This is a genomic window from Micromonospora sp. NPDC049662 (assembly GCF_040675055.1).
GTDB lineage: Bacteria > Actinomycetota > Actinomycetes > Mycobacteriales > Micromonosporaceae > Micromonospora.
The window spans coordinates 22,249-46,051 of record NZ_JBFAOC010000047.1 but is presented as its reverse complement, the minus strand read 5'-3'; the positions used below and the strand labels follow the sequence as shown (position 1 = coordinate 46,051).

The following is a 23,803-nucleotide window of genomic DNA, read 5'->3' as shown; positions in this document are numbered from 1 at the left end:
CACCGCACCGCACCGCACCGCACCGCACCGCACCGCACCGCACCGCACCGCACCGCACCGCACCGCACCGCACCGCACCGCACCGCACCGCACCGCACCGGACCGCACCGCACCGGACCGCACCGCACCGCACCGGACACATCGTGCGGGCGGCGATAGGCTAGCGCTCGTCCGAGGCCCAGGAGGCGCCCCGGTAGAGGGTGCCCCGACCGTCGGGATCCGGCGTTCCCGCCGGGGGCGCACCGCGGCGAGACAGAGCCGGGTCCGATTCGGGGTTTCGGGCGGCGCGGCGGGCCTTGAGCACCCGCGAGCCGACGAACCAGGCGACGGCCGCGACGCAGACGACGATCACGACGTTCTGGAGGGTGCCGACGTAGCCCTCGACGAGGTGCCAGTTGTCACCGAGCAGATAGCCGGCGAGCACGAAGGTGGTGTTCCAGATCAGGCTGCCCAGCGTCGTGTAGAGCAGGAAGGTCCGCACCGGCATCCGCTCCACCCCGGCCGGGATGGAGATCAGGCTCCGGAAGATCGGGATCATCCGGCCGAAGAACACCGCCTTCACGCCGTGCCGCAGGAACCACGCCTCGGTCCGGTCGACGTCGCTGAGCTTCACCAACGGTAGTCGGGCCACGATGGCACGCATCCGGTCGCGGCCCAGGGACGCGCCGATCAGATAGAGCGCCAGCGCGCCCAGCACCGAACCCAGCGTGGTCCAGAAGATCGCGCCGACCAGGCTGATCCGACCCTGCGCGGCCACGAAGCCGGCCAGCGGCAGGATGACCTCGCTGGGGATCGGCGGAAACAGGTTCTCCAACGCCACCGCCAGACCCGCGCCGGGCCCGCCGAGCCGTTCCACCAGATCGCTGACGTACCCGACGATCCCGCCCTGCGGCGGTTCGGCCGCGGCGGCGGGGGTTCCGGTGGCGAGGACGGCGTGCGACGTTCGAAGCATGCCCACACGTTACGAAGCGATCCTGAGAGCCAACCGTGAGGCGGAGACCTCGCAGGCAGCCACGGACGGGCCGGCCCGCGCTCCGTTGCGGCTCGCGGTGGCGCAGCCGCTGTGCGTACCCCTGGATGTCGGGGAGAACGCGCGGGCGCACGCCGACGCGGTCCGCGCGGCGCGCGCCCGGGTGGTGGTCTTCCCGGAGCTGTCCCTGACGGGGTACGAGTTGCAGGGGCCGGTCGTGCCGATGGACGACCGGCGGTTGACGCCACTTGTCGACGCGTGCGCCGAGGTTGGCACGGTGGCGTTGGCCGGCGCGCCGGTGCCCGGAGACCACATCGGAGTGCTGGCGGTGACCGGTGACGGGGTGACGGTGGCGTACCGGAAGATGTGGCTGGGCGGCGTGGAGGCGCGGCGGTTCCGGCCGGGCGACGCACCGGGCGTGCTCGACGTGGACGGATGGCGGATCGGGCTGGCGGTCTGCAAGGACACCGGTGTCGCCGGGCACGCGCAGGCGACGGCGGCCCTGGGGATCGACGTGTACGCGGCGGGCGTGCTGGAGTCGGCCCGGGACGCCGCTGTGCCGGACGTGCGGGCGCAGCGGATCGTCACGACGCACCGGGTCTGGGTGGCGATGGCGAGCTTCGCCGGGTCGACCGGCGGCGGTTACCGCGAGGCGGCCGGCCGCTCGGCCATCTGGACACCGCACGGTGATGAGGCCGCGCGGGTGGGCACGACACCGGGCGAGTGGGCCGCGACCTCAATCCACTGAGCACACCGGCGTTTCCTGTCGTACCGGTACGACAGGATCGGGCGATGAGCGCGATTCCCCCTCGACTGTCCGTGATCACCCTGGGCGCCCGCGACCTGGGCCGGCTGCGATCCTTCTACCGATCCCTGGGCTGGCCGGAGCTGCCCGCCAGCGACGACGGCTGGTCGGCGTTCCTGCTCGGAGGCGTTCTGCTCGCCCTCTACCCGCTGCCCGAGCTGGCGGCCGAGGCGGCACCGGGTGTCGCCGATCCGGCCGGTGGCTGGTCCGGCGTGACGCTGGCCTGCAACGTCGACGACCGCGCGGGGGTCGACGCGGCCTTCGAGGCGGCTGTCGCGGTGGGGGCGTCGGTCGTGGCAGCGCCGACCGACCGTTCGTGGGGTGGCCGCTCGGCCTACATCGCCGACCCGGAGGGCAACCGGTGGGAGATCGCCTGGGCGGGTACGGCGGTCTTCGACGAACGCGGCGCGCTCGTCTCGTTCGGCGGGTGAGCCGTGCCGTGGTTGATCCCGGGCGACGCCCTTGACATGCTTCGGTCCATGACCGTTTTCCCGCCCACCTTCGCCGACGACGTCGTCGACCAGCCAGCCCAGACGCAGATCGAGGCGTTCATCGACGAGCATCGCCGCGCGCTCAACGAGGCCCTGGACGGGCTGACCGAGGAGCAGGCACGACGCTCGCTGGTGCCGTCGCGAACGACACTGCTGGGTCTGGTGAAGCACGCGGCCTTCGTGGAGAAGGTCTGGTTCGACGAGGCGATCACATGCCGGTCGCGTGCCGAGATCGGCATCCCGGCGACGCCGGACGAGTCGTTCATCCTCGACGACGGCGACACCATCGCCAGCATCCAGCAGGCCCACCGCGAAGCGTGCGAGGCGTCGCGCCGCGCGACGGCCTCGCTGGGTCTGGACGACGTGCTGCACGGCAACCGGCGCGGCCCGCTGCCACTGCGCTGGATGTACCTGCACGTCCTGCGAGAGTTGGCGCAGCACTGCGGGCACGCGGAGATCCTGCGCGAGCAGATCCTGCGCGACTGACGCGCCGACCGTCCGACGTGGACGGGTCAGAGCGCCAGCCGACCCGGGACGGTGTCCCCGAAGCGCCGCAGGGTCCAGCGGGCCGGCGGCCAGCCGCCGGTGTCGTGGTCGGTGACCCACTCGCTGATCGACGCCGGGGGCACCTCCAGATCGAACGCCCGGAAGATCGGCTGCGCGGCGAGCGCGTGGAAGGCGCCCTCCACGGTCTCGCTGTGGCCGACCAGGACCACGGTGCCGCCCCGGTGCCGGTGCGCGATCTCCATGACGGCGCGGCTGACGCGGACGACCAACTCGGCCCAGCTCTCGTTGCCGTCCTCGAACGGGCGGAAAACTCCCCCACCGGGCACCGCGTGCTCGGTCCGGAAGCGGGCGACCGGCAGCCCGTCGGCGTACGGCGGGGTGTGCCAGGTGCAGAGGCCGCAGTCGGCCAACGGCCGGACGCCGAACGCCGCGGCGATGGGCTGCGCGGTCTCGACGGCGCGGCGCAGCACCGACGAGTACACCGCCACCGGCCCCTCGACGGCGTAGTCGTCCACGAGTCGCTTGGCCAGCCGGTCGGCCTGGTCGTAGCCGAGCGACGTCAGCCCCCGGCACCCGTGCGGGCCGCCCACGATCCCGTCGACCTGATGGACCGACTCACCGTGACGCACGAAGATCAGCCGTGTTCGCATCGGCCCATCATGCCAGCGACGTCCGCGGATAGATCAGCCGTCCGGACGGACGATGGCGTCAGTCGGCGTCCAGGACCTCGCGCAGCCGCGCGGCGAACTCCGCCGGCTTGCCCGCGTATCCGTGCTCGTCGCCGAGGAAGCCGCCGTGGTGACTCGGGAACACCACGGCCTCCTGGCCGAGGAGCGCCGCCGTGCCGAGGGCCGTACGCGCGGTGTAGGTGCCGGTCGACTCCGCGCCGACCGCGATCACGATGCGGCTCGACGCGGCGGTGAGGACGGCCGCGTCGGGGCGGTAGTCGGTGATCGCCCATGAGCTGTTGGACAGCAGCGGATCGTCGCGGCTGCCGTCGTCCTCGGTCGGCAGGCCGACCATCGCGGGGTCGGGGGCGGGCTGGGCGAAGTAGGCGTCGGTGAACTCGCCCTGCCACGACGTCATCGCGATGAAGGCGGCCATGCCGGCGCCGAATCCGTTGGCCTGGTACGCCTCGTAGAAGGCGTTCCGAGCGCGCTCGGCTGCGGCGGCGTCCGGGAGCACCGCGTTGATCGGCGGCTCGTGCGCCACCAGCGTGACGACGTCGTCGGGGTGGGTCGCGACGAGTTCGAGCGCGGTCACCGCGCCACCGCTGCTGGCGAACACGTCCACCGGACCGGCGTCGAGGGCCTCGATGAGCAGGTGCAGATCGGCCGACTGCTGCTGTGGCGTCTGGTCGGACCGGCCGTCGCTACGGGTGCTGCGACCGAGCCCGCGCGGGTCGTACGTGATGACGGTCCGGTCGGTGAGGTGCGGGGCGAGCGCGCCGAAGCCCTCCGCCGTCATCGGCTGGCCGATCAGAAGCAACGCGCGACGCCCGCCGGTCGGAGGCAGTGGACCTCGGACGTCGTAGACCAGGTCAGCGCCGGGTACGGCGAGGCGGTGCGTCTGCGTCGTCGTCATGCCGGTGAGACTACTCAGTCGTTGGCGCGATCGGCGGGTAGCTCACGGGTCTGGGCCAGCAGCGCGTCGAGCTGGACGGCGGTCTGCCGGGGCAACCGGTCACGGTCCACCAGTTCGGCGATGGTGTCCCGCAGGTCGGCGATGCGCCGCTCGCGGTCCCGGGTCCGCCGGTTCACGTCGGCGAGGTCGTCGCGCAGGTCCTCGGCGGTTCTGCGGTCGACGTCGCCACGGGCCACCGCCGCGGCGAGCACCTGGTCGAACTCGTCGCTGACCTGCCGGAAGCTGACCGGCAACCCCTGCCCGACGGACGACGGCACGGCGCTGCTGGGGCGGGGCGACGGGGAGGCCGACGTCGCCGGCTTCGGCGACTGCGTCCGGGGCGGGGGCGCCGTGGTGGAGGGCGACGACGGGCCGGCCACCGGCCCGGGGCCGGACGTGTCGGGTGCGCCGATGCCCTGGGTGAGCAGCGCGCCGAGGCCGACCAGCACGGCGAGGCCGGCCGCGACGGCGAGCGCCACGGGCCGGCGCGGACGGCGTCGGACCGGCGCGGACACGACCGGCGCTGGCCGGGCGGCCGAGCGGTCGATCAGGGTGGGCGGGTGGGCGGCCGGGACGATCCGGAGCAGCTCGGTGGGGGGCTCGACCGGCTGGCCGGCGCCGAACCGTCGGGCGAGCTGTGCGGCGCTGGGCCGCCGGGCCGGGTCGGCGGCGAGGCAGGCGAGGGTCAGCTCGGCGATGTCGGCGGGTAGGCCGGGCACTCGCAGCGGAGGCACCGGTGTGCCCCGCTGGTGCACCTCGATGGCGTCCTCCCAGCTCTGTACGGGCAGCGGCGCCGCGCCGGTGAGCATGCGGTAGAGCACCGCGCCGAGGGCGTACACGTCGCTGGCCGGGTCGGGCGGACCGGCGGCGAGGCGCTCCGGGGCGAAGTACGCGGGTGTGCCCATCACCGGCTCGCCGGACTGGCTGTCGAGCCCACCGAGCGCGGCGATGCCAAAGTCGAGCACCTTGGCCCCGGTGTCGGTGAGCATGACGTTGGCCGGCTTCACGTCGCGGTGTACCACCCCGATGCGGTGCGCGGCGGCCAGCGCGGCGGCGATGTGCCCGGCCACCCGGACCGCCTCCGGCCAGGGCAGCGGGCCGGAGCGCAGCCGGTCGGCGAGGTTGTGGCCCTCGACCAGCTCCATCACCAGGTACGGGACGACGACGCCGCTGGCCAGGGTCGCCTCGGCGTAGTCGTACACCTGGGTGACGTGCGGGTGGGTCAGCCGGGCGGCCGCGCGGGCCTCGCGCCGGATGGTGGCCCGCAGGTGCGGGTCGGCGGCGAGCTGGCCGGCGAGTACCTTGATCGCCACCGGCCGGCCGAGCACGTCGTCGTCGGCCCGCCACACCTCGGACATGCCGCCGAGACCGATCCGCTCGCGCAGCACGTAGCGGTCGTGGAGGCGGAGGGTGGGGGTGAAGGGTGACATGGCCAGACCAGTCTGCCCGGCGAGTGCGCGATCGACCACCCTACGTGTCCGGACCGGCACCGTTCGTCCCCGGAGTGCCGGAATGGGCGGTGATCAGGAGCAGCGGGGCACCGGCCGGGGCTGGATCCGGTCGGCGAGCCGGCGCAGGGCGACGGCGGTCAACTGCCGGGTCGGGGCGAGCAGCGGCCGACGGGCGCGCTCGACGACGACCGGGGCGTCCGGTCGGGCCGAGGTGACGTGGCGGTTCATCGCGTCCAGGGCGGTGACGTATCCGGTCGGGAATTCCATGGTCAACTCCTGACATGAGGTCCGGTGGAGGCCCGGACGACGAGTTCGGTGGGTAGCAGCACGTGACCCGCGGCAGCGTCCGTGGGTGGGTCGAGCAGCAGTTCGGCGGCGATCCGGCCCTTCTCCTGCGCCGGCTGCCGGACGGTGGTGAGGCCGGCCGCCGCCGCCTCGGGGACGTCGTCGAACCCGGTCACCGAGACCGGCGGGTGGGTGCCGCCCGGTCGCCGGGCCAGGGCGTCGAGCACGCCGAGGGCGAGCACGTCGGCGCCGGCCAGCACGGCGGTGGGCGGCTCGGGCCGGTCGAAGAGCCCGGCGACGGCGGCCGACGCGGCGTGGCCGCTGTTGCCGGGGGCGTTGAGCAGTATCAGCTCCGACCAGGCGACGCCGACCTCGGCGAACGCGTCGGCGAAGCCGGCGAGCCGGCCACGGGTCGTCGGGTGCCGGGCGTGCTCGAACCCGGCCAGGGTCACCGGACCGGCGGGCGCGTCGGGCAGGACGGAGTCCACGAGCAGGGCGACCCGCCGGTGGCCGAGACCGGCCACGTGCGCCGCGACGCCGCGCGCGGCGGCCCGCTCGTCGATGCCGACGAACCGCTCGTCGGCGGCGGCGTCGTCGCGTACGGCCGTGCTGACGTACGGCAGGCCGCGCGCCCGGATGACGTCCAGCGCCCACTCCTCGTCGGCCACGCAGTACACGCAGAAGCCGTCGACGGCGGCATTCTCCACGGCCCGCCGGGCGTCGGCCTGCGCCTGCGGCAGGGGCACGAGCAGCATGCTGGTGCCGTGTCGCTCGGCCGCGACGCCCACGCCGGCGAGGAAGCGGACGGCGAAGGGGTCGGTGAAGGCGTACGACAGCTGCGACGTGAACAGCACCCCGATCGAGCCGACGAAGCCACGGCGCAGGGAGCGGGCGGTCGGGTTGGGTCCCGGGTAGCCGAGCTGGCGCGCGGCGGCGAGGATGCGCTCGCGCAGGGCCGACGAGAGCTGGTCGGGGCGACTGTAGGCATTGGACACGGTGCTGCGGGAGACACCGACGGCGTCCGCCACGGCTTGCAGTGTCGGCTTCACTCGACGCCCCTCTGTATCGATTCAGACTGGATCGATACAGAGACTAGCCCGCCACGTCGGCAACGGTCAATGCGAATGAACCCGCGCGCGCCCCTCAGGGCACCGTCACCGCGGGTAGGTCTCCTCCAGCAGCCGGCCCAGGATCTCCGGCGTACGCTCCGGCGGCTCCGCCTCGACGCAGAGCCGCTCCATGGCCACGGCGTAGTAGTCGAGGTCGTCGCGCTTGTCCAGGTAGAGGGCGCTGGTCAACTGTTCGATGTAGACGATGTCGGGCAGCTCCTGGTCACCGAAGCGCAGGATGGTGAAGGCGCCACCGGCCGCCGCGTGACCACCTGCGGCGAAGGGGATGACCTGAAGTCGGACGGTGGGCGACTTGGTCGCCTCGATGAGCGCGGTGAGCTGGCCCCGCATCACCTCTGGACCGCCGATCGGCCGGCGCAGCGCCGCCTCGTCCACCACGGCCCAGAGCAGCGGCGGCTTGTCCCGGAGCAGCAGTTGCTGACGCTGCATCCGCAGATCCACCCGGCGGTCGATCTCGGCGACGCCGGCGCCGCCGTGCCCGAGCAGCACGACCGCCCGGGCGTACTCCCGGGTCTGCAACAGGCCGGGGACGAACTGCACCTCGTAGCTGCGGATCAGCGCCGCCGCCGCCTCCAGGCCCAGGTAGGACTGGAACCAACTGGGCAGCACGTCGCCGTAACGGTGCCACCAACCGGGACTGTTGGCGTCCCGCGCGAGCTTGAGCAGCGCGTCGCGCTCCCCCTCGTCGCTGACGCCGTAGAGGGTGAGCAGGTCGGAGACGTCCCGTTCCTTGAAGCCGACCCGGCCCAGCTCCATCCGGCTGATCTTCGACTCAGAGGAGCGGATCTCCCACCCGGCGCCCTCCCGGGTCACCCCGCTGGACTCCCGCAGCCGACGAAGCTGGGCGCCGAGCAGCATGCGCAGCACGGTTGGCCCGGTTGTCGGGCCGCCCTCGGCGGGAACCATCGTCACGTGCGGACCTCCGGATACCGACCACGTGGCCGGGCACCGAGCCCGACCGACGTGTAAGCATGCCATGGACCGACAGTGAGGTGAACTCCTCCGGACCGGCGATTCAGTCCCATCGCTGGGACCGCCCGGCGCGGCCCTTCAGTTGATCAGATGGTCGAAGTCCCCGTCGCGGGCGCCGAGCACGAAGGCGGCGATCTCGTCCACTGTGTAGATCAGCGCCGGCCCTTCCGGATGACGCGAGTTGCGGACGGCGATGCCGGCCCCTCCCGGCAGTTCGGCGAGTTCGACGCAGTTGCCGCTCGGGTTGCTACGGCGGCTCTTCTGCCAGGTCAGATGGGGCAACTGAGGGATCGGAACGCCATTGGGTGGCTGCTGCATGAGAGGCGTCTTTCTGCTCACGAGCCCGCCGGTGCCCGTGGGAGGAGCGGTGACGCGGCGAGGGTGCGGTATCGGGGTCGGGCCGTATGCACGTGCATCTGCTATTGCATCTGCACCGGATGGCGAGCATGATAACGCACGTGATCGGTGCTTATCCGTTCACTTTGCGTTACCCCGAGCGGGGTGATGACCAGGGAAAACTGACACCGACGCGGCAGGCGCGCCGCGCAGACCGGAGGCGGGAGGCGGTCGCGGCGATGGGAGGTCTCCTGCCGGATCCGATGAGCGTTGCCTCCGGCGTCTGTGCGGCGGGTGCCCTGCTCTCCTCCTGGCAACTGCGTCGCCGCGCCGTACGCGCCGAGGCCGAGATCGAGCACCTCCAGGCCGAGCTGGCCGCCGAACGCCACGCCGCCAGCCACGACCCGCTCACCGGGCTGCCCAACCGCCGCGCCTTCTACCGTCTCGCGGCCGCCCTGCTCACCAACGCCGACGGTGAGCCGCTGATCGCCATCGTGCTCGACCTCGACGACTTCAAGCAGATCAACGACCGGTACGGGCACGCCGCCGGCGACCAGGTGCTGATCAGCGTCGCGGAACGACTGGCCGGGTTCGCGGGCGACAACCTCGTCGCCCGCCTCGGCGGCGACGAGTTCGCGGGGCTGCTCGCCAGCCCGACCGTCGACCGACGCTGGATCGAGCACGCCACCCGACGCCTCAGCGAGACCGTCGCCGCGCCGATCCGGCTGACCGGGTGCAGTGTCCGGGTCACCGCGTCGGTGGGGCTCGCCCCGGTGACCTGTCCGGCCCAGCTCACCGACGCGCTCAGCCGCGCCGACGCGGCCATGTACCAGGCGAAGAGCCTCTCCGGCCCGCGGGCGCCGCGACAGCTCGTCGACAGCGCCCGCTTCGTGGAGTAGCGGCTCAGGTGGCGCTCGCGCCGAACCACCGGCGCAGCTGACCCACCAGGTCGGTCTGATCGTCACCGACCCACGCCACGTGGCCGTCCGGACGCAGCAGCACACCGGGTACGTCGAACCCGTCACCGACGTCGACGACGTGGTCGACCCGGTCCGCCCAACCGGCGGCCGAGAGGCGACCGGTCGCGTCGAGCAGCAGCCCGCGGCCGGCGCGCATCAGTTCGTAGAGACGTCCCCGGGTCAGCCGGACGTCCCGCAGGTGCCGCCCCAGCAGCTCGTGACCCGCGCCGAAGTCGTAGCGGACCCCGATCGCGGTGACCTTCTCGATCAGGTACCGGTTCACGTCCTCGAAGTCCATCAGCTCCGCCAACAGGTGGCGTACCGCCTGCGGCCCCGGATCCGGTGACAGCAGGAACATCTGCGCACGGGTGTTGACGAGGACGTCGGCGGCCACCGGGTGCCGCTCGGCGTGGTAGCTGTCCAGCAGCCCGTCGGGCGCCCAGCCGGCGACCTCGGCGGCCAGTTTCCAACCGAGGTTGACCGCGTCCTGGATGCCGAGGTTGAGGCCCTGCCCGCCGGTCGGTGGGTGGATGTGCGCGGCGTCGCCGGCCAGCAGCACCCGGCCGACCCGGTAACGCTCGGCCAACCGGGTCGCGTCACCGAAGCGGGACAGCCAGCGCGGCGAGTGCACGCCGAAGTCGGTGCCCGCGTACGCCCGCAGTTGCTGTTGGAACTCCTCGATGGTCGGCGGGACATCGCGGTCCTCGGCCACTCCCTCGGCGGGCACGAGGACCCGGTACACGCCGTCTCCGAGTGGCCCGAGACCGAAGCGGAGGTGGGTCCTGCGCACCTCGGCGACCACGTCCGCCACCGTCTGCGGGGATACCCCCACCTCCATCTCGCCCAGCAGCGAGTCGACCCGGCTGGGTTCACCGGGGAAGTCGACGCCGAGCAGCCGACGGACCGTGCTCCGGCCGCCGTCGCAGCCGACCACGAAGCGCGACCGCAACCGCGTCCCGTCGGCCAGCTCCACCGTCACCCCGTCGTCGTCCTGGCGCAACCCGACCACCTCGCTGCCGCGCCGGACCTCGACGCCGACCTCCACGGCGTGCTCCGCCAGCAGGCGGTCCGTGGTGGTCTGCGGGATGCCGAGGACGTACGCGTGGGCACTGTCGAGGCCGCCCGGCGGTGGCTTGGGGATCGCCGCGAAGTAGCCCCCGAGCGGATGCCGCGTACCCAGGGCGAGGAAGCGCTCCAGCAGTCCGCGCTGGTCCATGATCTCGATGCTGCGCGCGTGCAGGCCGAGGGAACGGACGAAGCGGGTCGGCTCGGCATCCCTTTCCAGCACGACAACGCGTACGTCGTGCAGTCGCAACTCACCGGCGAGCATCAGACCGGTCGGTCCGCCGCCGGCAATGATGACATCGATCACGATTCCCCCGATTTTCCCAGGTTTGGGCTTCGGGTGACGATTCTGCGGCACGACGGGGGTCTTGCCGCAAGACCCCGGGTGCGATATACGTTAGAGGTGGCAGGGAGCTGGATCTCCCTGCCGTTTCGCGTTTCCGGGCCGCTCAGCGCCGTTCGTCGAGGTCACGCAGCGCGGCGTCGGCGAGGGTGACCAGGCCGACCGGCGACACGAGCCCACGGACGATCCGGGCGGCCGTCGCGCGATCGTCGGGGCCGCCGGTGGGGTCCAACGCCTGGCGGGTCCAGTCGCTGAGGTCGTCGAGCGCGCGCACCGCGAGGAACCAGGCCAGCCGCGCCGCGTCGATGTCGACCGCGCCGTACCCGGCGAGCACGGCCCTCTCCTGCCCGGGAGTGATCGGCGCGAAAGCGAGCACCCCGCCCACGACGAACATCAGGTCACACTCGCGCGGGGCGAGCACGGCGTCGTCCCAGTCGATCAACCAGACCTGGCCGTCCGGGCCGAGCAGCAGGTTGCCCAGATGGGGATCGCCGTGGCAGACCACCGCCGACCCCGACCGGTGGGCGGCGAGTCGCTCGACCCCGGCGAGCAGGGTGGACACCCGGTCGGCGTTCGCCGCCCAGCGTGCCGCCAGGTCGGCGACCAGCGGATCGCCCGAGTCGACCTGGTCACGGAGCCGTCCGGCCACGTCCCTGGTCGCGGCCAGAATCGAGGGGTACGCGTCACCGCCGCCCGGTAGCAGCCGTTCCAGTTCACCGGTCACCGGGACCGCGTGTACGGCGGCCAGCAGTTCCCCGTACGCACGCCAGTGCGCCTCGCTCATCGGGCCGTCCAGCGCCCGCAGGTCGGACACCCACGGGACCACGGAGAGGCGTACCCCGTCACGCTCGGCGTACAGCCGCCCGGCACGGGTGCGGACCGGCGCCGCGACCCCGGGCACGCCCCGCTCGGCCAGGTGCGCGGCCACGATCAGGCCGGCCGGCGTACCGCCACCGCTGACCTTGACGGCATACCGCCCACCGTCGCCCGTCCCACCCCGCCACAGCCGAGCCCGCACATCAGCCCCGTGCGGGATCTCGTCCACAACGGACAACCGAAGCCCAAACGCCTCCTGAACCCACTCCACAACCCCCACACCCCACACCCCACACCCCACCCGTGTTGATCAAGAGGTTCGCGTCACGATCGGCTCGTATTCTGACGCGAACCTCTTGATCAACGTGGTCCGGTCCGTCAGTGCAGGGTGGACAGGTGCCGGTCTAGGGCCGCGTACGACTCGGCGGTGCCCTGCGCCATGCCGGCCTCGACCATGCCGTCGCGCTGGGCGGCGGTGTCGAAGCGAGTGGTGCTGGTCAGCAGCGTGCCGCCGTCCAGCTCGGCGAAGACAAGCGTCTCCACCGCCACCTGGCCGGGCATGCCCTCGAACTCGAAGGTCTGCACGATCCGCTCCGGCGCGGTGATCTGCCGGAACTCACCCCGGAAGGCGTAGTCGTTGCCGTCCGGAGCGTGCTCGACGATGCGATAGCGGCCACCCTCGCGGAAGTCGATCTCGACGTCCGCCGGATTGCCCCGGCACCACCATCGCTTGAGGTGCTCGGCCTGGGTGTGCGCGGCGAAGACGAGGTCTCGCGGGGCGTCGAACGAACGGACCGTCGTGATGTCCCGCTCGGAGGACACGTCGACCGTCAGGTCACGGGTCTCGGTCATGGCTGGTCTCCTTCAGGTCGTGTAGATAGTCGTCGAGGGCGTCGTAGCGTTCGGCCCAGAGCCGGCGGTACTGGTCCACCCACTCGGCGACGGTGCGCAGCGGCGTCGGATCGAGGCGGCACCGCCGCCACTGGGCGTCGCGGGTCCGCACGATCAGCCCGGCGCGCTCCAGCACCCCCAGGTGCTTGGAGATGGCCTGGACGCTGATCGGGAACGGCGCGGCCAGTTCGTTGACCGTCGCCTCACCGGTGGCGAGCCGGGCCAGGATGGCGCGGCGGGTCGGGTCGGCGAGCGCGCCGAACACGGCGCTGACCGGGTCCGCTGTCATGTCGCTTTCAACCACCTAGCTAATTAACCGACAGGTTGAATCTACAGCTCGACCGCCGACTGTCAACGGTTTCACCGGACCAGGACCGTGATTCGACCCGACACACGGGTACGGGGAGAACAGCCCGATACGACCGACGAGAGGAACCCCTCGTGGTGAGCGTCCGCGCCCTGGTACTCAACTGCACCCTCAAGCCGTCGCCGGCCCCCTCCAGCTCAGAGCAACTGGGCCGGGAGGTGCTGGCCGAACTGGCCCGTCAGGGCGTGGACGGCGAGATCGTCCGGGTGGTCGACCACGACGTGCGCTTCGGGGTGTCGACCGACGAGGGCAACGGCGACGGTTGGCCCGCCATCCGCGCCAAGCTGCTCGACGCCCAGATCCTCATCATCGCCACGCCCATCTGGCTCGGCCAACCCGCGAGCGTCACCAAGATGGTCCTCGAACGCCTCGACGCCGAGCTGTCCGAGACCGACCACGAGGGACGACTGCTCACCTACGGCAAGGTGGCCGGCGTCGCGGTCGTCGGCAACGAGGACGGCGCGCACCACACCATCGCCGAGGTGCAGGGAGCGCTCAACGAGGTGGGGTTCACCGTCGCCGCCGCCGGAGCGACCTACTGGGTCGGTGAGGCCCTGCACAAGGTGGACTACCGCGACGCCGGCCCCAAGACCGACACCACCGGCCGCACCACCAAGGCCCTGGCGCTCAACAGCGCCCACCTGGCCCGGTTGCTCGCCGAACAGCCGTACCCGCCGCCGGACGCGCAGGGCGCCGCGGTCGGTCCGAGCCGCGAGCCGGCCTGACGGTCCGTCCGGCCGCCGAGGGTACGGTCAGCGCCAGCCGTAGCCGGCGCGCAGCGCCTGCCCGACCCGGTCGAACCGGGGCCGATCCAGCACGGCGCCCTCGCGGCGGATGCTGTCCTCGCGCATGGTGAGCACCCGGTCCAGCCGGACCCAGCTCGGCCGCTTGTCCCGGTCCCACTCGCCGGGGCCGAGCGCGAACCAGTGCCGCTGCCCGTCCCGCTCGCTCTGACTGGACAGCATCAGCCCGAACAGCGTCCGGCTGTGCCGCCCCACCACCAGCACCGGGCGGTCCTTGCCCTGGCGGGGGTCGTCCTCGTACGGCACCCACGTCCAGACGATCTCACCCGGGTCGGCCTGGCCGTCGACCTCCGGCGCGTAGCTCAGCTCGCGCCGCTGCAACGCGTTCACCTGCCGGGGGCGGGCCACCCGCGCCGGTGACGGCCCGGTACGCCGGGGCGACGGAATTGCCGCGCCCACCCGGGAGATGCGTTGCGCCACGTTCCTCAACAGACCAGCCACGGCGGGCAGCCTACCGGCCCCCGCGCGGTCCCCCGGAGCCGGAGCGCTGCGGCAGACTGAGCCGATGGACCACCTACCCGACGACCTGCCGATCCTCGAACGGCGCGCGGTGCGCGTGGTCGTCATCGACGACTCCGACCGGGTGCTGCTGTTCCACACCCGCGACCCGGACCACCCTCGGCTCGGCACCTGGTGGGAGCTGCCCGGCGGCGGCATGGACCCGGGCGAGACGTACCACGAGACCGCGGTGCGGGAACTGCGCGAGGAGACCGGCATCGTCGTCACCGCCGACCAGGTGGGCGCGCCGACCTGGCGACGGCGGGCCAGCTTCCTGCACCGCCAGTTGCGCCACGTTCAGGACGAGGTGATCGTCGCCGTACGACTGACCGGTCCCGGCCCGGACGTGGACGAGACGGACCGACTCGACTACGAGCGGGAGGACTACTTCGGCTTCCGCTGGTGGCCACTTGCCGACGTGGTGACCAGCGCCGAACGCTTCTATCCCGGTCAGCTCCCCCGGCTGATCACGCCCCTCCTTGCCGGTGAGCGGATCGACGAGCCGTTCGAGCTGTGGTCGTGACCGGGCCGGTGCGGATGCCGGACCGGGTCGCGCCGGGCAGAGTGGAGGCATGACGACCGACCTGCACGGCCCGCTGTCCGCGTACGCCGAACGGCTGCACGCCGCCATCGGCGATCGGCACCACGTCGCCTCCCCGCTCGGCGCCTGGCTGCTGCTCGCCGTCAGCGCCGCGACGACCGAAGCCGCCCAGGCGACCGGCCTGCACACGGCCGACGCGGACGCGGCGAGCGGGCCAGAAGCGGTAGCCGGGTCAGACGCGGCGGCCCGGTACGCGACGGGCGAGCGGCTGGCGGCGGCTCTGGGCACCGACCTGGCCAGCGCGGCCGACGTGGCCCGCACGCTGCTGGACGCGCCGCACCCGCTGGTCGCGTCCGCCACGGCGTTGTGGCTGCGAGCGGTTCGAGGAGTCGACGAGCCGGCCGGATGGCGGGCCACGCTCCCCGCGACGACCGAGGTCGGCCCGCTCCCCGACCAGGCCGGCCTGGACGCCTGGGCGCGCGAGCACACCGACGGCCTGATCGAGACGTTTCCCCTGAAGGTCCGCCCGGACGTGGTGTTCGCCCTGGCCAGCGCGCTCGCCACCCGGATCTCGTGGGCCGAGCCGTTCGACGTCACCGACGCCCGCGCGCTGGGTCCCGGTAGCGCCTGGGCGGGCGACCTCCGTCAGGCGTTGCGCAGCCCGAGCCACGGGCACCAGGGGGCCATCGTCACGACCGAGCGGGCCGGCGACGTGATCGTGCACGCCGCCCGCGCCCAGGCAACCGACGGCGCGGGGCTGGTGGTCCTCTCGGTGGCCGCCGCGCCGCACGTGCCGGCGGGCGAGGTGCTCGCCGCCGCGTACCGACTCAGCGTTGGCGCGGCCGACGGCGCGCAACCGACGGGTCGGCGGTCACTGTTCGACCTGCCGCTCGGCGAGACCCCGCTGTGGACGCTGCGCGAGGAGCGGGTCCGGACCCGCGCGCGCGACGGCCGCGAGGAGCGGCATCAGGCGGTACTCCCCTGCTGGTCGGCGCGGAGCGAGCACGATCTCATGGCCGCGACGCTGGGCTTCGAGGCCGCGGCCGGCACACTGGCTCGGGCACTCGGCCAACCGGTCCAGGGCTTCGAGGCGGGTCAGGTGGCGATGGCCCGATACGGCCGGTACGGGTTCGAGGCGGCGGCGGTGACCGGGATGTTCGGCACGGTCAGCCTGCCCCCGGAGGGAGTCGCCCGTACTGCCGAGCTGCGCTTCGGCCACCCGTATGCCGTGCTGGCCGTCGCCACCGACAGCAGGGCCGACGGGACCACCGGCCCGTGGCACGGGGTGCCGGTCTTCTCCGCCTGGGTCACCGAGCCCGAGGAGCTGCCCGACGCCGAGAGCTGACGCCGTCGATCCGCACCGGATATCACCAATCGCTCGTCGGCCAGGCGGGATCGGGCTCGCTCCCGTCGCGGGGCAGTCGGGCCACCATTTCGTGGAACTCCCGTACGGTCACCGCCTCGCGCAGGGTCGCGAAGACGGCGCCCGTGCCCAGCCGTGCCGTGGCCGCGTCCACTCCGGCACGCTGGCTCACCCGGCGCAGGAAGTCCACCGGACCGGCGTCCATGGGCGGCGGCGTGGCCGGTCCGCCGACGACGAGACCCACCCCGGCGTCGAGCCCGTCACCGTCGGTCGTCACGGCCGGGACCGGGTCGGTCGGGTGGGCATCCGGCGCGAAGTCGTACAGGTAGCCGTCGACCTGGTCAGGGAGGTGCCCGGCGGGGTCGGGCGCGGCACCGGTGACGCGTTCCGCCATCGTGGTGAGCACCGCGCGGGCGAGAGCGGCAGCCTGCCCGGTCGGTAGGCCGGAGCGCCGGGACACCGCGTCGATGAAGTGTCCAAACCCGTCGCCGCCCGCGCTGTCGGTCACGCCGGGGCGGTTACCCGCGCTCGACGGGGGCAAACAGCGCCGCAAGCGGGCCAGCGACCGTCAGCGCAGCAGGTCGGCGGCCGACAGGTGGTCGAAGATGAGCTGATCGACCGGGGAGGTGCGGTGCCGGTCGGCGTACCCGAGCCAGGCCATCTCGGCGATCTCGCTGGCCGGCCGCAACCGTCCCCGGTATCCGGCCCGGTAGCAGGTCATCCGCACCGCGACGCCGGCCGGGTGGCCGTGCGCCTGGGCGGTGAACGTGCCCAGGTGCGTCGCCCCGCGCACCTCCACCTCGACGCTCAACTCCTCACCGATCTCCCGGCGCAGGGTCTCCAGGTCGCTCTCCCCGGGCTCGCGCTTGCCGCCGGGCAGGTACCACACGTCCTTGCCCTGCGACCGGGTGCTCAGCACCCGCCCGTCCTCGATCAGGATCCACGCCACCTTGTCGATCTCGCGCACGCCGCCTCCCGCCTCGCTGGGAGCGCGCACGCTACCACCCGACGCCGGCGGGAACATTCACGCGGCGAGCAGGTCGAGCAGGAGCGCGGCGGTCCAACCGAACGCCGGTGAGCCCAGCCCGGCCCCCGTGTCGGGATGGAAGTACTCGTGGCAGCCCGCGCCGGCCACCAGATCGATCATCGAACGGCGAAGGCCGGCGGCCAGCTCCGGGTGACCGTGGACGGTCAGCCCGCGCCGCACCAGCCAGCCGATGTTCAGCCAGCTCGGCCCCCGCCAGTAGCGCAGCGGCTCGAAGTCGGGCGCGGTGCGGTCGTAGCTGGGCAGCGGCCGATCCATCCGCTCGGCCACCCCGAAGCGCGCCGACGTCGCCTCGACGACGAGCGCGTCGACCTGCCGGGCAGGCAGGTTGGGCAGCAGCAACGGCGCGAGCCCGAGCACGGTACGCGCGCCGACGAGCCGGCCGGCGCGCAGGTCGCGGGGCTGGAACGTGCCGGTGACCGGGTCGTACAGCCGTCGTACCAACGCCTCGGTGACGCGGTCCGCGCGGACCCGGTGCGGGCCCGGGTCGAAGCCGGTCAGCCTGGCGATGTCGGCCAGCGCGTGCTCGGCGGAGCCGAACGCGGCGTTGAACAGCGGGCACTCCACCAGGAACGGATGGTCGTCGGCCAGGTGACGGTCGGCGTAGCCGTGGTCGCGGTAGGCCGCGACGATCGCCAGGTAGCGCGCGTAGTCCAGGTCCGTGGGGCGGTGCGCGGCGTCGGCGTGCGCGGTGTCGTGGCGACGGTACGCGCGCATGACGGCCGCCTCGGCGTGGACCGCGGCCATCGGCTCGTCCCAGGCGGGGCTGTTGTCCAGACCGGACTCCCACGGGTGTACGACGCACACCAGCCCGTCGCCGGCCACATCCCGCCGCTCGGCCAGATAGCGCTGCTGGGCGACCAGCGCCGGGTAGAGCCGGCGCAGCGCGGCCAGTCCACTCTGGTCGGGCGCCCGCCGATAGGCCAGCAGCGCGGCGAGCGCGTGCACCGGCGGCTGGACCAGGCCGGAGGTGTCGACCCCCGGTGCGCCCGGCACGTCGGCCGAGCGCCACAGGTCCGGGCCGGGGAAGTACGCGCCGACCCGCAGCGCCGGATTGAACACGATGTGCGGTACCCGTCCGTCGGCCCACTGCGCCCGGAACAGACTCGCCAGCTCCCGCCAGGCCCGCCCGGGCCGGACGTGGGCCAGCCCGATCGCGATGAACGCCGAGTCCCAGCTCCACTGGTGCGGGTAGAGCGTGCGCGACGGCACCGTGTGGTCGTGCTCCCAGTTCGCGTCGAGGGTGGCGACGGCCAGCCGGCTCAGTCCGGCCGGCTCGGCCGTACCACCGATGCGGGCCGGTACGGCGTCGGCGGTCATGCGGCGGCCCGGCGGGGCAGCGCGTGCCGCAACACCGTGACGGCCTCAGCGAGGGCGCGGACGGGGTCGCCGCGGAGCCGGCACTCGAGGGACAGCCAGCCCCGGTAGTCCAGCTCCAGCAGGGTCCGTACGAGCCCGGTCCAGTCGAGGTGCCCGGCGCCGGGCTGGTACCGGTTGGAGTCGCTGACCTGCACGTGTCCGAGGTACGGCGCGGCGGCGCGCAGCGCCCGGTGCGGGTCGTCCTCCTCGATGTTCATGTGGAAGGTGTCGGCGACCACCCGGACCGAGGGCAGCCCGAGGGCGGCGCACAGGGCGACCGCCTCGTCGAGCCGGTTGACCATGTGGTCCTCGTACCGGTTGAGGGGTTCGAGGAACAGGGTGACCCCCTCGGCCCGAGCGTGTTCGCCCAGCTCGCCGAGGGTGTCCAGGAGCACCTGCCGGTCGCCGGCCGGCGGGCGTGGCGGCTCGAAGGGCGGCAGCCGCCGGGAGAACATCCCCCACGCGGCCGGGGTCATCACCCCGATGCCGCCCAGTTCGGCGATGACCGAGAGCTGGGAGCGCAGGTTGCGGACCGCGTCGGCGGACCGGTCGGGGTCGAAGTCGCCGATGAAGTGGGTCATCTCGACGCAGACGGTGGGCATCACCACGCCGGCGGCGCGGGCCCGGCGCAGCTCGGGCAGGCGGCGGGCGAACGCGAGGTCGCCGCGACCGCGCAGCTCGATGCCCTGGTAGCCGAGCGCGGTGGCGAGGGCGTACTTCTGGATCAGGTTGGTGCCCGGCAGGAGTTGTTCCTGGCAGGCGAGCGCGATGGTGGTCATCTAGAACCTCAACACCACTTGGAGGACGTCACCGGCGCCGCGGTCGAGCAGCGCGAGGGCGTCGGCGACCGCGCTGGCGTCGACGATGTGGCTGACCAGCGGCAGCGGGTCGACGCTGCGGTCGGCCACCAGCTCCATGAAGGTCTGTGCCACCCGGTCACCGGTCCACCGGCCGGCCATGCCCGGCGCGGGGGTGGGCCCGGAGACCTGGGCGGCCACCATCTGGATGCGGTTGTGGTGGAACTCCTCGCCGAGGCCGAGCCCGTCGGCCTGGCCCTGGTAGAAGCCGGCGGCCACGACCCGGCCGGCGTGGGCGGTGGAGCGGATCGCCTCGTGCAGCGCCGGGTACGCCCCGGACAGCTCCAGGCAGACGTCCGCGCCCCGGCCTCCGGTGGCCTCGCGCAGCACGGTGGCGGCGGATCGGACCTCGGCGTCCACGGTGGTCCGTGCGCCGTAGTGGGTGGCGTGGGCCAGCCGGCCGGGCACCCGGTCGACGGCCACCACCCGGGCGCCGGACAGCGCCGCGAGGCGGGTGGCGAGCAGCCCGATGACGCCCTGCCCGAAGACGCCGACCCAGTCGCCCAGGTGCAGGTCGCCGGCGAGCACGGCGGTCAGCGCGATGGCGCCGGGCCGGGCGAAGACCGCGGCGAGCGGGTCCAGCCCGACGGGCAGGGGTCGGACCGCGTCGGCGGGGAGCACGGCCTCGGCGCGGTGCCCCCAGATGCCCCACACGAGCTGACCCGGATGCCGGTCGGCGACCTCCGCGGCCACCTCGACGACCTCGCCGACCTCCTCGTAGCCGAAGCCGACCAACGGGTACGGCACGGGGGCCTGACGGGGGACGAACATGCGGGCGGTGTCGTCCCAGTCCTTGCGGAGCCGGGGATTGCTGCCCCGGTAGAGGGTCAGCTCGGTGCCGGCGGAGATGCCCGAGTAGCAGGTGCGGACCCGGACCTGGCCGGGACCGAGCGAATCTGGCGGGCAGGGCTCGAGACTGATCTGTCGAGGCCCGGCGAGGGAGACCACCCAGTTGCCCATGTGTCACATCCCGGTAGCACTGGGCTCCAGGATAGCCAAAAAATAGCCATATGTCTTGCTATTGATCAATCGAAGGTGTTGGATCCCTCTTGTACCCTTCGAGAGGAGTGCCACCGATGTCAGCACCTCCGAGGCGGATACTCGCCACCACCCTGATCCTGGCACTGGCCACGTCCACCCTGCTGGCCTGCGGAGACGACGGATCCGACAGCAACAGCAAGAAGATCACCGTGTGGAGCCTGGAGGACGTCGCCGACCGCGTCACCGCCACCAAGGCGATAATCGCCGACTTCACCGCCAAGACCGGAATCCAGGTCGACCTCGTCACCGTCAACGAGGACCAGTTCCCCTCGCTGATCGCCGCAAACGCCGCCGCCGGCGAGCTGCCCGACGTGGTCGGCTCGGTCTCGCTGGCCGGCATCCGTACGCTCGCGGGCAACGAGCTGCTGCACGCCTCGGCGAACGCGGAGGTCGTCGACGCGCTGGGCCGGCAGACGTTCTCCCCCCGGGCGTTGGAGCTGACCTCGGACGACGGCAAGCAGCTCTCCGTGCCCAGCGACGGGTGGGGGCAACTGCTCGTCTACCGCAAGGACCTGTTCGACGCCGCCGGCCTGCCCGCCCCCGACACGTACGAACGGATCGCCGCCGCCGCGACGAAGCTGAACACCGGCGGGGTCGCCGGCATCACCGCCGCCACCTCGGCGAGCGACGTGTTCACCCAACAGACCTTCGAGCACCTGGCCCTGGCCAACGGTTGCCAGCTCACCGACGACTCCGGCGCCGTCACCCTCGACTCCCCGCAGTGCGTCGAGGCGTTCCGCTTCTACGGCGACCTCATCCGCACCAGCTCCGTCAAGGGCGCGCAGGACGTGGACACCACCCGGGCCACCTACTTCGCCGGCAAGGCGGCCATGGTGATCTGGTCGCCGTTCATCCTCGACGAGCTGGCCGGGCTCCGGAACGACGCCAAGCCGACCTGCCCCCAGTGCCAGGGCGACCCGGCGTTCCTCGCCAAGAACAGCGGGTTCGTCACCGCGATCAAGGGTCCGAACGGCACCGAACCCGCCCAGTACGGCGAGATCAGCTCGTGGGCAGTGCTGGACGGCGCGGTGACCGACCCGGCCAAGTCCTTCGTGGAGTTCATGCTCGGCGACGGTTACCCGCGCTGGTTCGGCATGTCCCCCGAGGGCCGCTTCCCGGTGCGCAAGGGAACTCCGGCCGATCCGGAAGCGTTCCTGACCGCCTGGACCACCAGCCCGGCCGGCGTGGACACCAAGAAGCCCCTCACCGACGTGTACGGCGACGACGTGCTCGCCACCCTTCGCCGCAGCCCGGACACGTTCGGGCGCTGGGGGCTCAGCCAGGGCCAGGGAAAGCTGGTCGGCGCGATGCTCGGTGAACTTCCGGTGCCCAAGGTGCTGGCTGACCTCACCGCCGGCAAGTCCGACGCGGCGGCCGCCGCCGGTCGGGCCAAAAAGGACGTCGAGGCGATCAAGGCGGGCGTCAATTGACCACCACCGCGCCCGGCCGCTCCCCCACCGAAGAGCGGCCGGAGCGGGCGCGTCGTCGACCGCTGACGCTGCGCCGCCGAGAGTCCCGCGCCGGGCTGGCGTTGGTCGCGCCGACCCTGCTCGTCACCATCGTCGTCATCGGCATCCCGATCGTCTGGACCGTGGTGCTCGCCTTCCAACGGGTCCGGCTCGCCACCCTGCGCAAGACCGGCCTGTTCGGCGAGCTGACCCTGGACAACATCGACCGGGTGCTACACACCCCCGGCTTCGCCGACACGCTGTGGGTCACGCTGCTCTACAGCGTCGGCGGCACCGTCGGGTCGATCGTGCTCGGCCTGATCGCCGCGCTCGTCGTCCGCCGGCCGTTCCGCGGTCGCACCCTGGTACGGGCCTCCATGCTGCTGCCGTACGTGGCGCCCGTGGTCGCGGTGACCTTCGTCTGGCAGGTGATGCTCGACCCGCAGCTCGGCATCGTGAACCACTGGGGGCAGCGCCTATTGGGCTGGGACGCGCCGGTGCCGTTCCTCACCCAGGAGTCGACCGCGCTGGCCACGGTCATCACGTTCGAGGCATGGCGGTACTTCCCGTTCGCGTTCCTGTTCCTGCTGGCCCGACTCCAGGCGGTGCCCGGCGAACTGGAGGAGGCCGCCCGCGTCGACGGGGCCACCCCCACCCAGCGGTTCCGGCACATCCTGCTGCCGCAGCTCCTGCCGGTGATCGCCCTGCTCGGCGTGCTGCGCTTCATCATGACGTTCAACAAGTTCGACGACGTCTACCTGCTCACCGGCGGGGCCGCCGGCACGGAGGTGGTCAGCGTCCGGGTCTACGAGTTCCTCACCGCCCGTACCGACGTCGGGGCCGCCGCCGCGCAGGCGGTCGTGCTGGCCGTGGTGCTCATCGTGTTCGTGCTGATCTATCTGCGCTTCTTCGGACGGAGGGTCGGCTGATGGACCGGGACATGGTCGAGACGGTGAGCCTGCGCTGGCTGCGCCGCCTGGTGATCGCCGCGTTCCTGGTGGTCACCGTCTTCCCCTTCTACTACATGCTGGTGCTCTCGGTACGCCCCATCGAGCGGCTGCTGCTCGACCCGGGCGCGCTGGTCGTCGGCTTCGGCGAGCTGACCGTGGCCACGTACGCCGAGGTCCTCAAGGCCACCGACGACGGCGGCCAGGGATTCCTCACCTTCATCCGCAACAGCGCCCTGGTGGCGGTCGCGGCGACCGTCCTCACGCTGCTCGTCGCGATCCCCGGCGCGTACGCGGTGGCCCGGCTGCGGTTCTTCGGTCGGCGGCAGGTCGACTTCCTGTTCCTGGCGGTCTACCTGTTCCCCTCGATCGTCATCGCGATCCCGCTGTTCGTGGTGTTCAGCCTCGCCGGGCTGCGCGGTTCGCTGTTCGGGCTGGTGCTGGTCTACGTCTCGCAGACCCTGCCGGTATCGGTCTACATGCTGAAGAACTACTTCGAGACCATCCCGGTCAGCCTGGAGGAGTCCGCGGCCATCGACGGCGCCGGCCGGCTCGGCATCATCCGCCGGGTCAGCCTGCCCCTCGCGATGCCGTCGATCATGGCGGTCGCGCTCTACGACTTCATGATCGCCTGGAACGAGTTCCTGTTCGCCCTGCTGTTCCTGGTCGACAAACCCGACCGCTGGACGGTGTCGCTCGGCCTGTCGCTGCTCTCCGACGGCGTGGAGGTGCCCAAGACGGTGCTGATGGCCGGGTCGGTAGTCCTCACCCTGCCCATCGTGATCCTCTTCTTCGCCAGTGAACGGCTGCTGACCGAGGGCCTGACCAGCGGCGCGGAGAAGGGCTGAGCCGCCACCGATCGGCGCACCCGCCAGCCCGGCCCCGGCCGA

The 23,803-nt window shown here is 72.6% G+C and carries 28 protein-coding genes; 10 read left to right on the top strand and 18 right to left on the bottom strand.

Translation table 11 applies throughout. The features are described 5' to 3' along the window. Positions 1-160 precede the first annotated feature (160 nt). On the bottom strand, positions 161-952 hold the full coding sequence (locus AB0J36_RS26640) for a DedA family protein (protein ID WP_357172166.1): 792 nt from the start codon (positions 950-952) through the stop codon (positions 161-163). Between the two features lie 85 nt (positions 953-1,037). Here AB0J36_RS26640 and AB0J36_RS26635 point away from each other — a divergent pair, with 85 nt between their 5' ends. From AB0J36_RS26635 to AB0J36_RS26625, 3 genes are read left to right on the top strand one after another with little or no spacing between them, the layout of a single operon-like run. Then, complete coding sequence (locus AB0J36_RS26635; RefSeq protein ID WP_357122172.1) at positions 1,038-1,718, top strand: carbon-nitrogen hydrolase family protein; 681 nt, start codon at positions 1,038-1,040, stop codon at positions 1,716-1,718. Positions 1,719-1,762: 44 nt separating this feature from the next. Next, positions 1,763-2,206, top strand: a complete 444-nt coding sequence (locus tag AB0J36_RS26630) for a VOC family protein (protein WP_357172165.1) — start codon at positions 1,763-1,765, stop codon at positions 2,204-2,206. A 48-nt stretch (positions 2,207-2,254) separates the two neighbouring features. Continuing rightward, a complete protein-coding gene (locus tag AB0J36_RS26625) occupies positions 2,255-2,752 on the top strand; it encodes a DinB family protein (protein WP_357121477.1) in 498 nt (165 codons plus the stop codon). Positions 2,753-2,778: 26 nt separating this feature from the next. On the opposite strand, the gene AB0J36_RS26620 is transcribed toward AB0J36_RS26625, so the two are convergent. From AB0J36_RS26620 to AB0J36_RS26590, 7 genes are all read right to left on the bottom strand, one after another. Then, positions 2,779-3,423 carry a histidine phosphatase family protein gene (locus tag AB0J36_RS26620; protein ID WP_357121474.1) on the bottom strand — a complete coding sequence of 215 codons (645 nt, stop codon included), beginning with the start codon at positions 3,421-3,423 and terminating at the stop codon, positions 2,779-2,781. A gap of 58 nt (positions 3,424-3,481) precedes the next feature. Further along, entirely contained in the window at positions 3,482-4,357 is an 876-nt protein-coding gene (locus tag AB0J36_RS26615) for an alpha/beta hydrolase (RefSeq protein WP_363661239.1), read from the bottom strand. Between the two features lie 14 nt (positions 4,358-4,371). Next, positions 4,372-5,826: a serine/threonine-protein kinase gene (locus tag AB0J36_RS26610; protein WP_363661238.1), complete on the bottom strand. Its 1,455-nt coding sequence runs from the start codon at positions 5,824-5,826 to the stop codon at positions 4,372-4,374. Positions 5,827-5,919: 93 nt separating this feature from the next. Beyond that, on the bottom strand, positions 5,920-6,114 hold the full coding sequence (locus tag AB0J36_RS26605; RefSeq protein WP_357392765.1) for a hypothetical protein: 195 nt from the start codon (positions 6,112-6,114) through the stop codon (positions 5,920-5,922). Between the two features lie 2 nt (positions 6,115-6,116). Continuing rightward, positions 6,117-7,181 (bottom strand): LacI family DNA-binding transcriptional regulator, encoded by a 1,065-nt coding sequence (locus AB0J36_RS26600; protein WP_363661237.1) that lies wholly within the window; start codon positions 7,179-7,181, stop codon positions 6,117-6,119. A 105-nt stretch (positions 7,182-7,286) separates the two neighbouring features. Next, entirely contained in the window at positions 7,287-8,174 is an 888-nt protein-coding gene (locus AB0J36_RS26595; RefSeq protein WP_357121459.1) for a helix-turn-helix transcriptional regulator, read from the bottom strand. Positions 8,175-8,312: 138 nt separating this feature from the next. Continuing rightward, the gene (locus AB0J36_RS26590) at positions 8,313-8,552 is read right to left on the bottom strand and encodes a DUF397 domain-containing protein (protein WP_355050003.1); all 240 of its coding nucleotides are present in this window, start codon (positions 8,550-8,552) and stop codon (positions 8,313-8,315) included. 269 nt (positions 8,553-8,821) lie between these two features. Between AB0J36_RS26590 and AB0J36_RS26585 the strand changes: the two genes are divergently transcribed. Then, entirely contained in the window at positions 8,822-9,469 is a 648-nt protein-coding gene (locus tag AB0J36_RS26585; protein WP_357122169.1) for a GGDEF domain-containing protein, read from the top strand. A gap of 4 nt (positions 9,470-9,473) precedes the next feature. Here the strand turns inward: AB0J36_RS26585 and rox are convergent, their stop codons facing one another. The 4 genes from rox to AB0J36_RS26565 all read right to left on the bottom strand — a co-directional run bounded on the left by rox (position 9,474) and on the right by AB0J36_RS26565 (position 12,933). Then, positions 9,474-10,901, bottom strand: a complete 1,428-nt coding sequence (gene rox, locus AB0J36_RS26580) for a rifampin monooxygenase (RefSeq protein WP_357121455.1) — start codon at positions 10,899-10,901, stop codon at positions 9,474-9,476. Between the two features lie 142 nt (positions 10,902-11,043). Further along, positions 11,044-11,982: a phosphotransferase gene (locus AB0J36_RS26575; RefSeq protein WP_363661236.1), complete on the bottom strand. Its 939-nt coding sequence runs from the start codon at positions 11,980-11,982 to the stop codon at positions 11,044-11,046. 149 nt (positions 11,983-12,131) lie between these two features. Continuing rightward, positions 12,132-12,605, bottom strand: coding sequence for an SRPBCC family protein (locus tag AB0J36_RS26570; RefSeq protein ID WP_357172163.1), 474 nt, complete (start codon positions 12,603-12,605; stop codon positions 12,132-12,134). Next, the gene (locus tag AB0J36_RS26565) at positions 12,589-12,933 is read right to left on the bottom strand and encodes a metalloregulator ArsR/SmtB family transcription factor (protein ID WP_355050007.1); all 345 of its coding nucleotides are present in this window, start codon (positions 12,931-12,933) and stop codon (positions 12,589-12,591) included. Before AB0J36_RS26565 ends, AB0J36_RS26570 begins: the two co-directional genes overlap by 17 nt. A 152-nt stretch (positions 12,934-13,085) precedes the next feature. Here AB0J36_RS26565 and AB0J36_RS26560 point away from each other — a divergent pair, with 152 nt between their 5' ends. Further along, positions 13,086-13,736, top strand: a complete 651-nt coding sequence (locus AB0J36_RS26560) for an NAD(P)H-dependent oxidoreductase (protein WP_357172162.1) — start codon at positions 13,086-13,088, stop codon at positions 13,734-13,736. Between the two features lie 27 nt (positions 13,737-13,763). Here AB0J36_RS26560 and AB0J36_RS26555 read toward each other — a convergent pair whose 3' ends face one another. Beyond that, positions 13,764-14,255: a type II toxin-antitoxin system PemK/MazF family toxin gene (locus AB0J36_RS26555; protein WP_355050009.1), complete on the bottom strand. Its 492-nt coding sequence runs from the start codon at positions 14,253-14,255 to the stop codon at positions 13,764-13,766. Positions 14,256-14,319: 64 nt separating this feature from the next. On the opposite strand from AB0J36_RS26555, the gene AB0J36_RS26550 reads away from it, so the two are divergent. Next, complete coding sequence (locus tag AB0J36_RS26550) at positions 14,320-14,835, top strand: NUDIX domain-containing protein (RefSeq protein WP_363661235.1); 516 nt, start codon at positions 14,320-14,322, stop codon at positions 14,833-14,835. Positions 14,836-14,884: 49 nt separating this feature from the next. Then, positions 14,885-16,198: a hypothetical protein gene (locus tag AB0J36_RS26545; protein WP_363661234.1), complete on the top strand. Its 1,314-nt coding sequence runs from the start codon at positions 14,885-14,887 to the stop codon at positions 16,196-16,198. Positions 16,199-16,220: 22 nt separating this feature from the next. On the opposite strand, the gene AB0J36_RS26540 is transcribed toward AB0J36_RS26545, so the two are convergent. Genes AB0J36_RS26540 through AB0J36_RS26520 form a run of 5 tightly spaced genes read right to left on the bottom strand, consistent with a single transcriptional unit; the run spans position 16,221 to position 20,437 of the window. Continuing rightward, positions 16,221-16,724 (bottom strand): DUF2267 domain-containing protein, encoded by a 504-nt coding sequence (locus tag AB0J36_RS26540; RefSeq protein ID WP_363661233.1) that lies wholly within the window; start codon positions 16,722-16,724, stop codon positions 16,221-16,223. A gap of 60 nt (positions 16,725-16,784) precedes the next feature. Next, on the bottom strand, positions 16,785-17,183 hold the full coding sequence (locus AB0J36_RS26535) for an NUDIX domain-containing protein (protein WP_357392811.1): 399 nt from the start codon (positions 17,181-17,183) through the stop codon (positions 16,785-16,787). Between the two features lie 57 nt (positions 17,184-17,240). Then, a complete protein-coding gene (locus AB0J36_RS26530; protein WP_363661232.1) occupies positions 17,241-18,581 on the bottom strand; it encodes a hypothetical protein in 1,341 nt (446 codons plus the stop codon). Next, on the bottom strand, positions 18,578-19,399 hold the full coding sequence (locus AB0J36_RS26525; protein ID WP_363661231.1) for a sugar phosphate isomerase/epimerase family protein: 822 nt from the start codon (positions 19,397-19,399) through the stop codon (positions 18,578-18,580). Before AB0J36_RS26525 ends, AB0J36_RS26530 begins: the two co-directional genes overlap by 4 nt. Beyond that, positions 19,400-20,437, bottom strand: a complete 1,038-nt coding sequence (locus tag AB0J36_RS26520) for a zinc-binding alcohol dehydrogenase (protein WP_357121426.1) — start codon at positions 20,435-20,437, stop codon at positions 19,400-19,402. A gap of 116 nt (positions 20,438-20,553) precedes the next feature. On the opposite strand from AB0J36_RS26520, the gene AB0J36_RS26515 reads away from it, so the two are divergent. Genes AB0J36_RS26515 through AB0J36_RS26505 form a run of 3 tightly spaced genes read left to right on the top strand, consistent with a single transcriptional unit; the run spans position 20,554 to position 23,761 of the window. Continuing rightward, entirely contained in the window at positions 20,554-21,948 is a 1,395-nt protein-coding gene (locus tag AB0J36_RS26515; protein ID WP_357172155.1) for an extracellular solute-binding protein, read from the top strand. Further along, on the top strand, positions 21,945-22,895 hold the full coding sequence (locus AB0J36_RS26510) for a sugar ABC transporter permease (protein WP_357172154.1): 951 nt from the start codon (positions 21,945-21,947) through the stop codon (positions 22,893-22,895). Before AB0J36_RS26515 ends, AB0J36_RS26510 begins: the two co-directional genes overlap by 4 nt. Beyond that, positions 22,895-23,761, top strand: coding sequence for a carbohydrate ABC transporter permease (locus AB0J36_RS26505; RefSeq protein ID WP_357121417.1), 867 nt, complete (start codon positions 22,895-22,897; stop codon positions 23,759-23,761). Before AB0J36_RS26510 ends, AB0J36_RS26505 begins: the two co-directional genes overlap by 1 nt. The last annotated feature ends 42 nt before the right edge of the window (positions 23,762-23,803 follow it).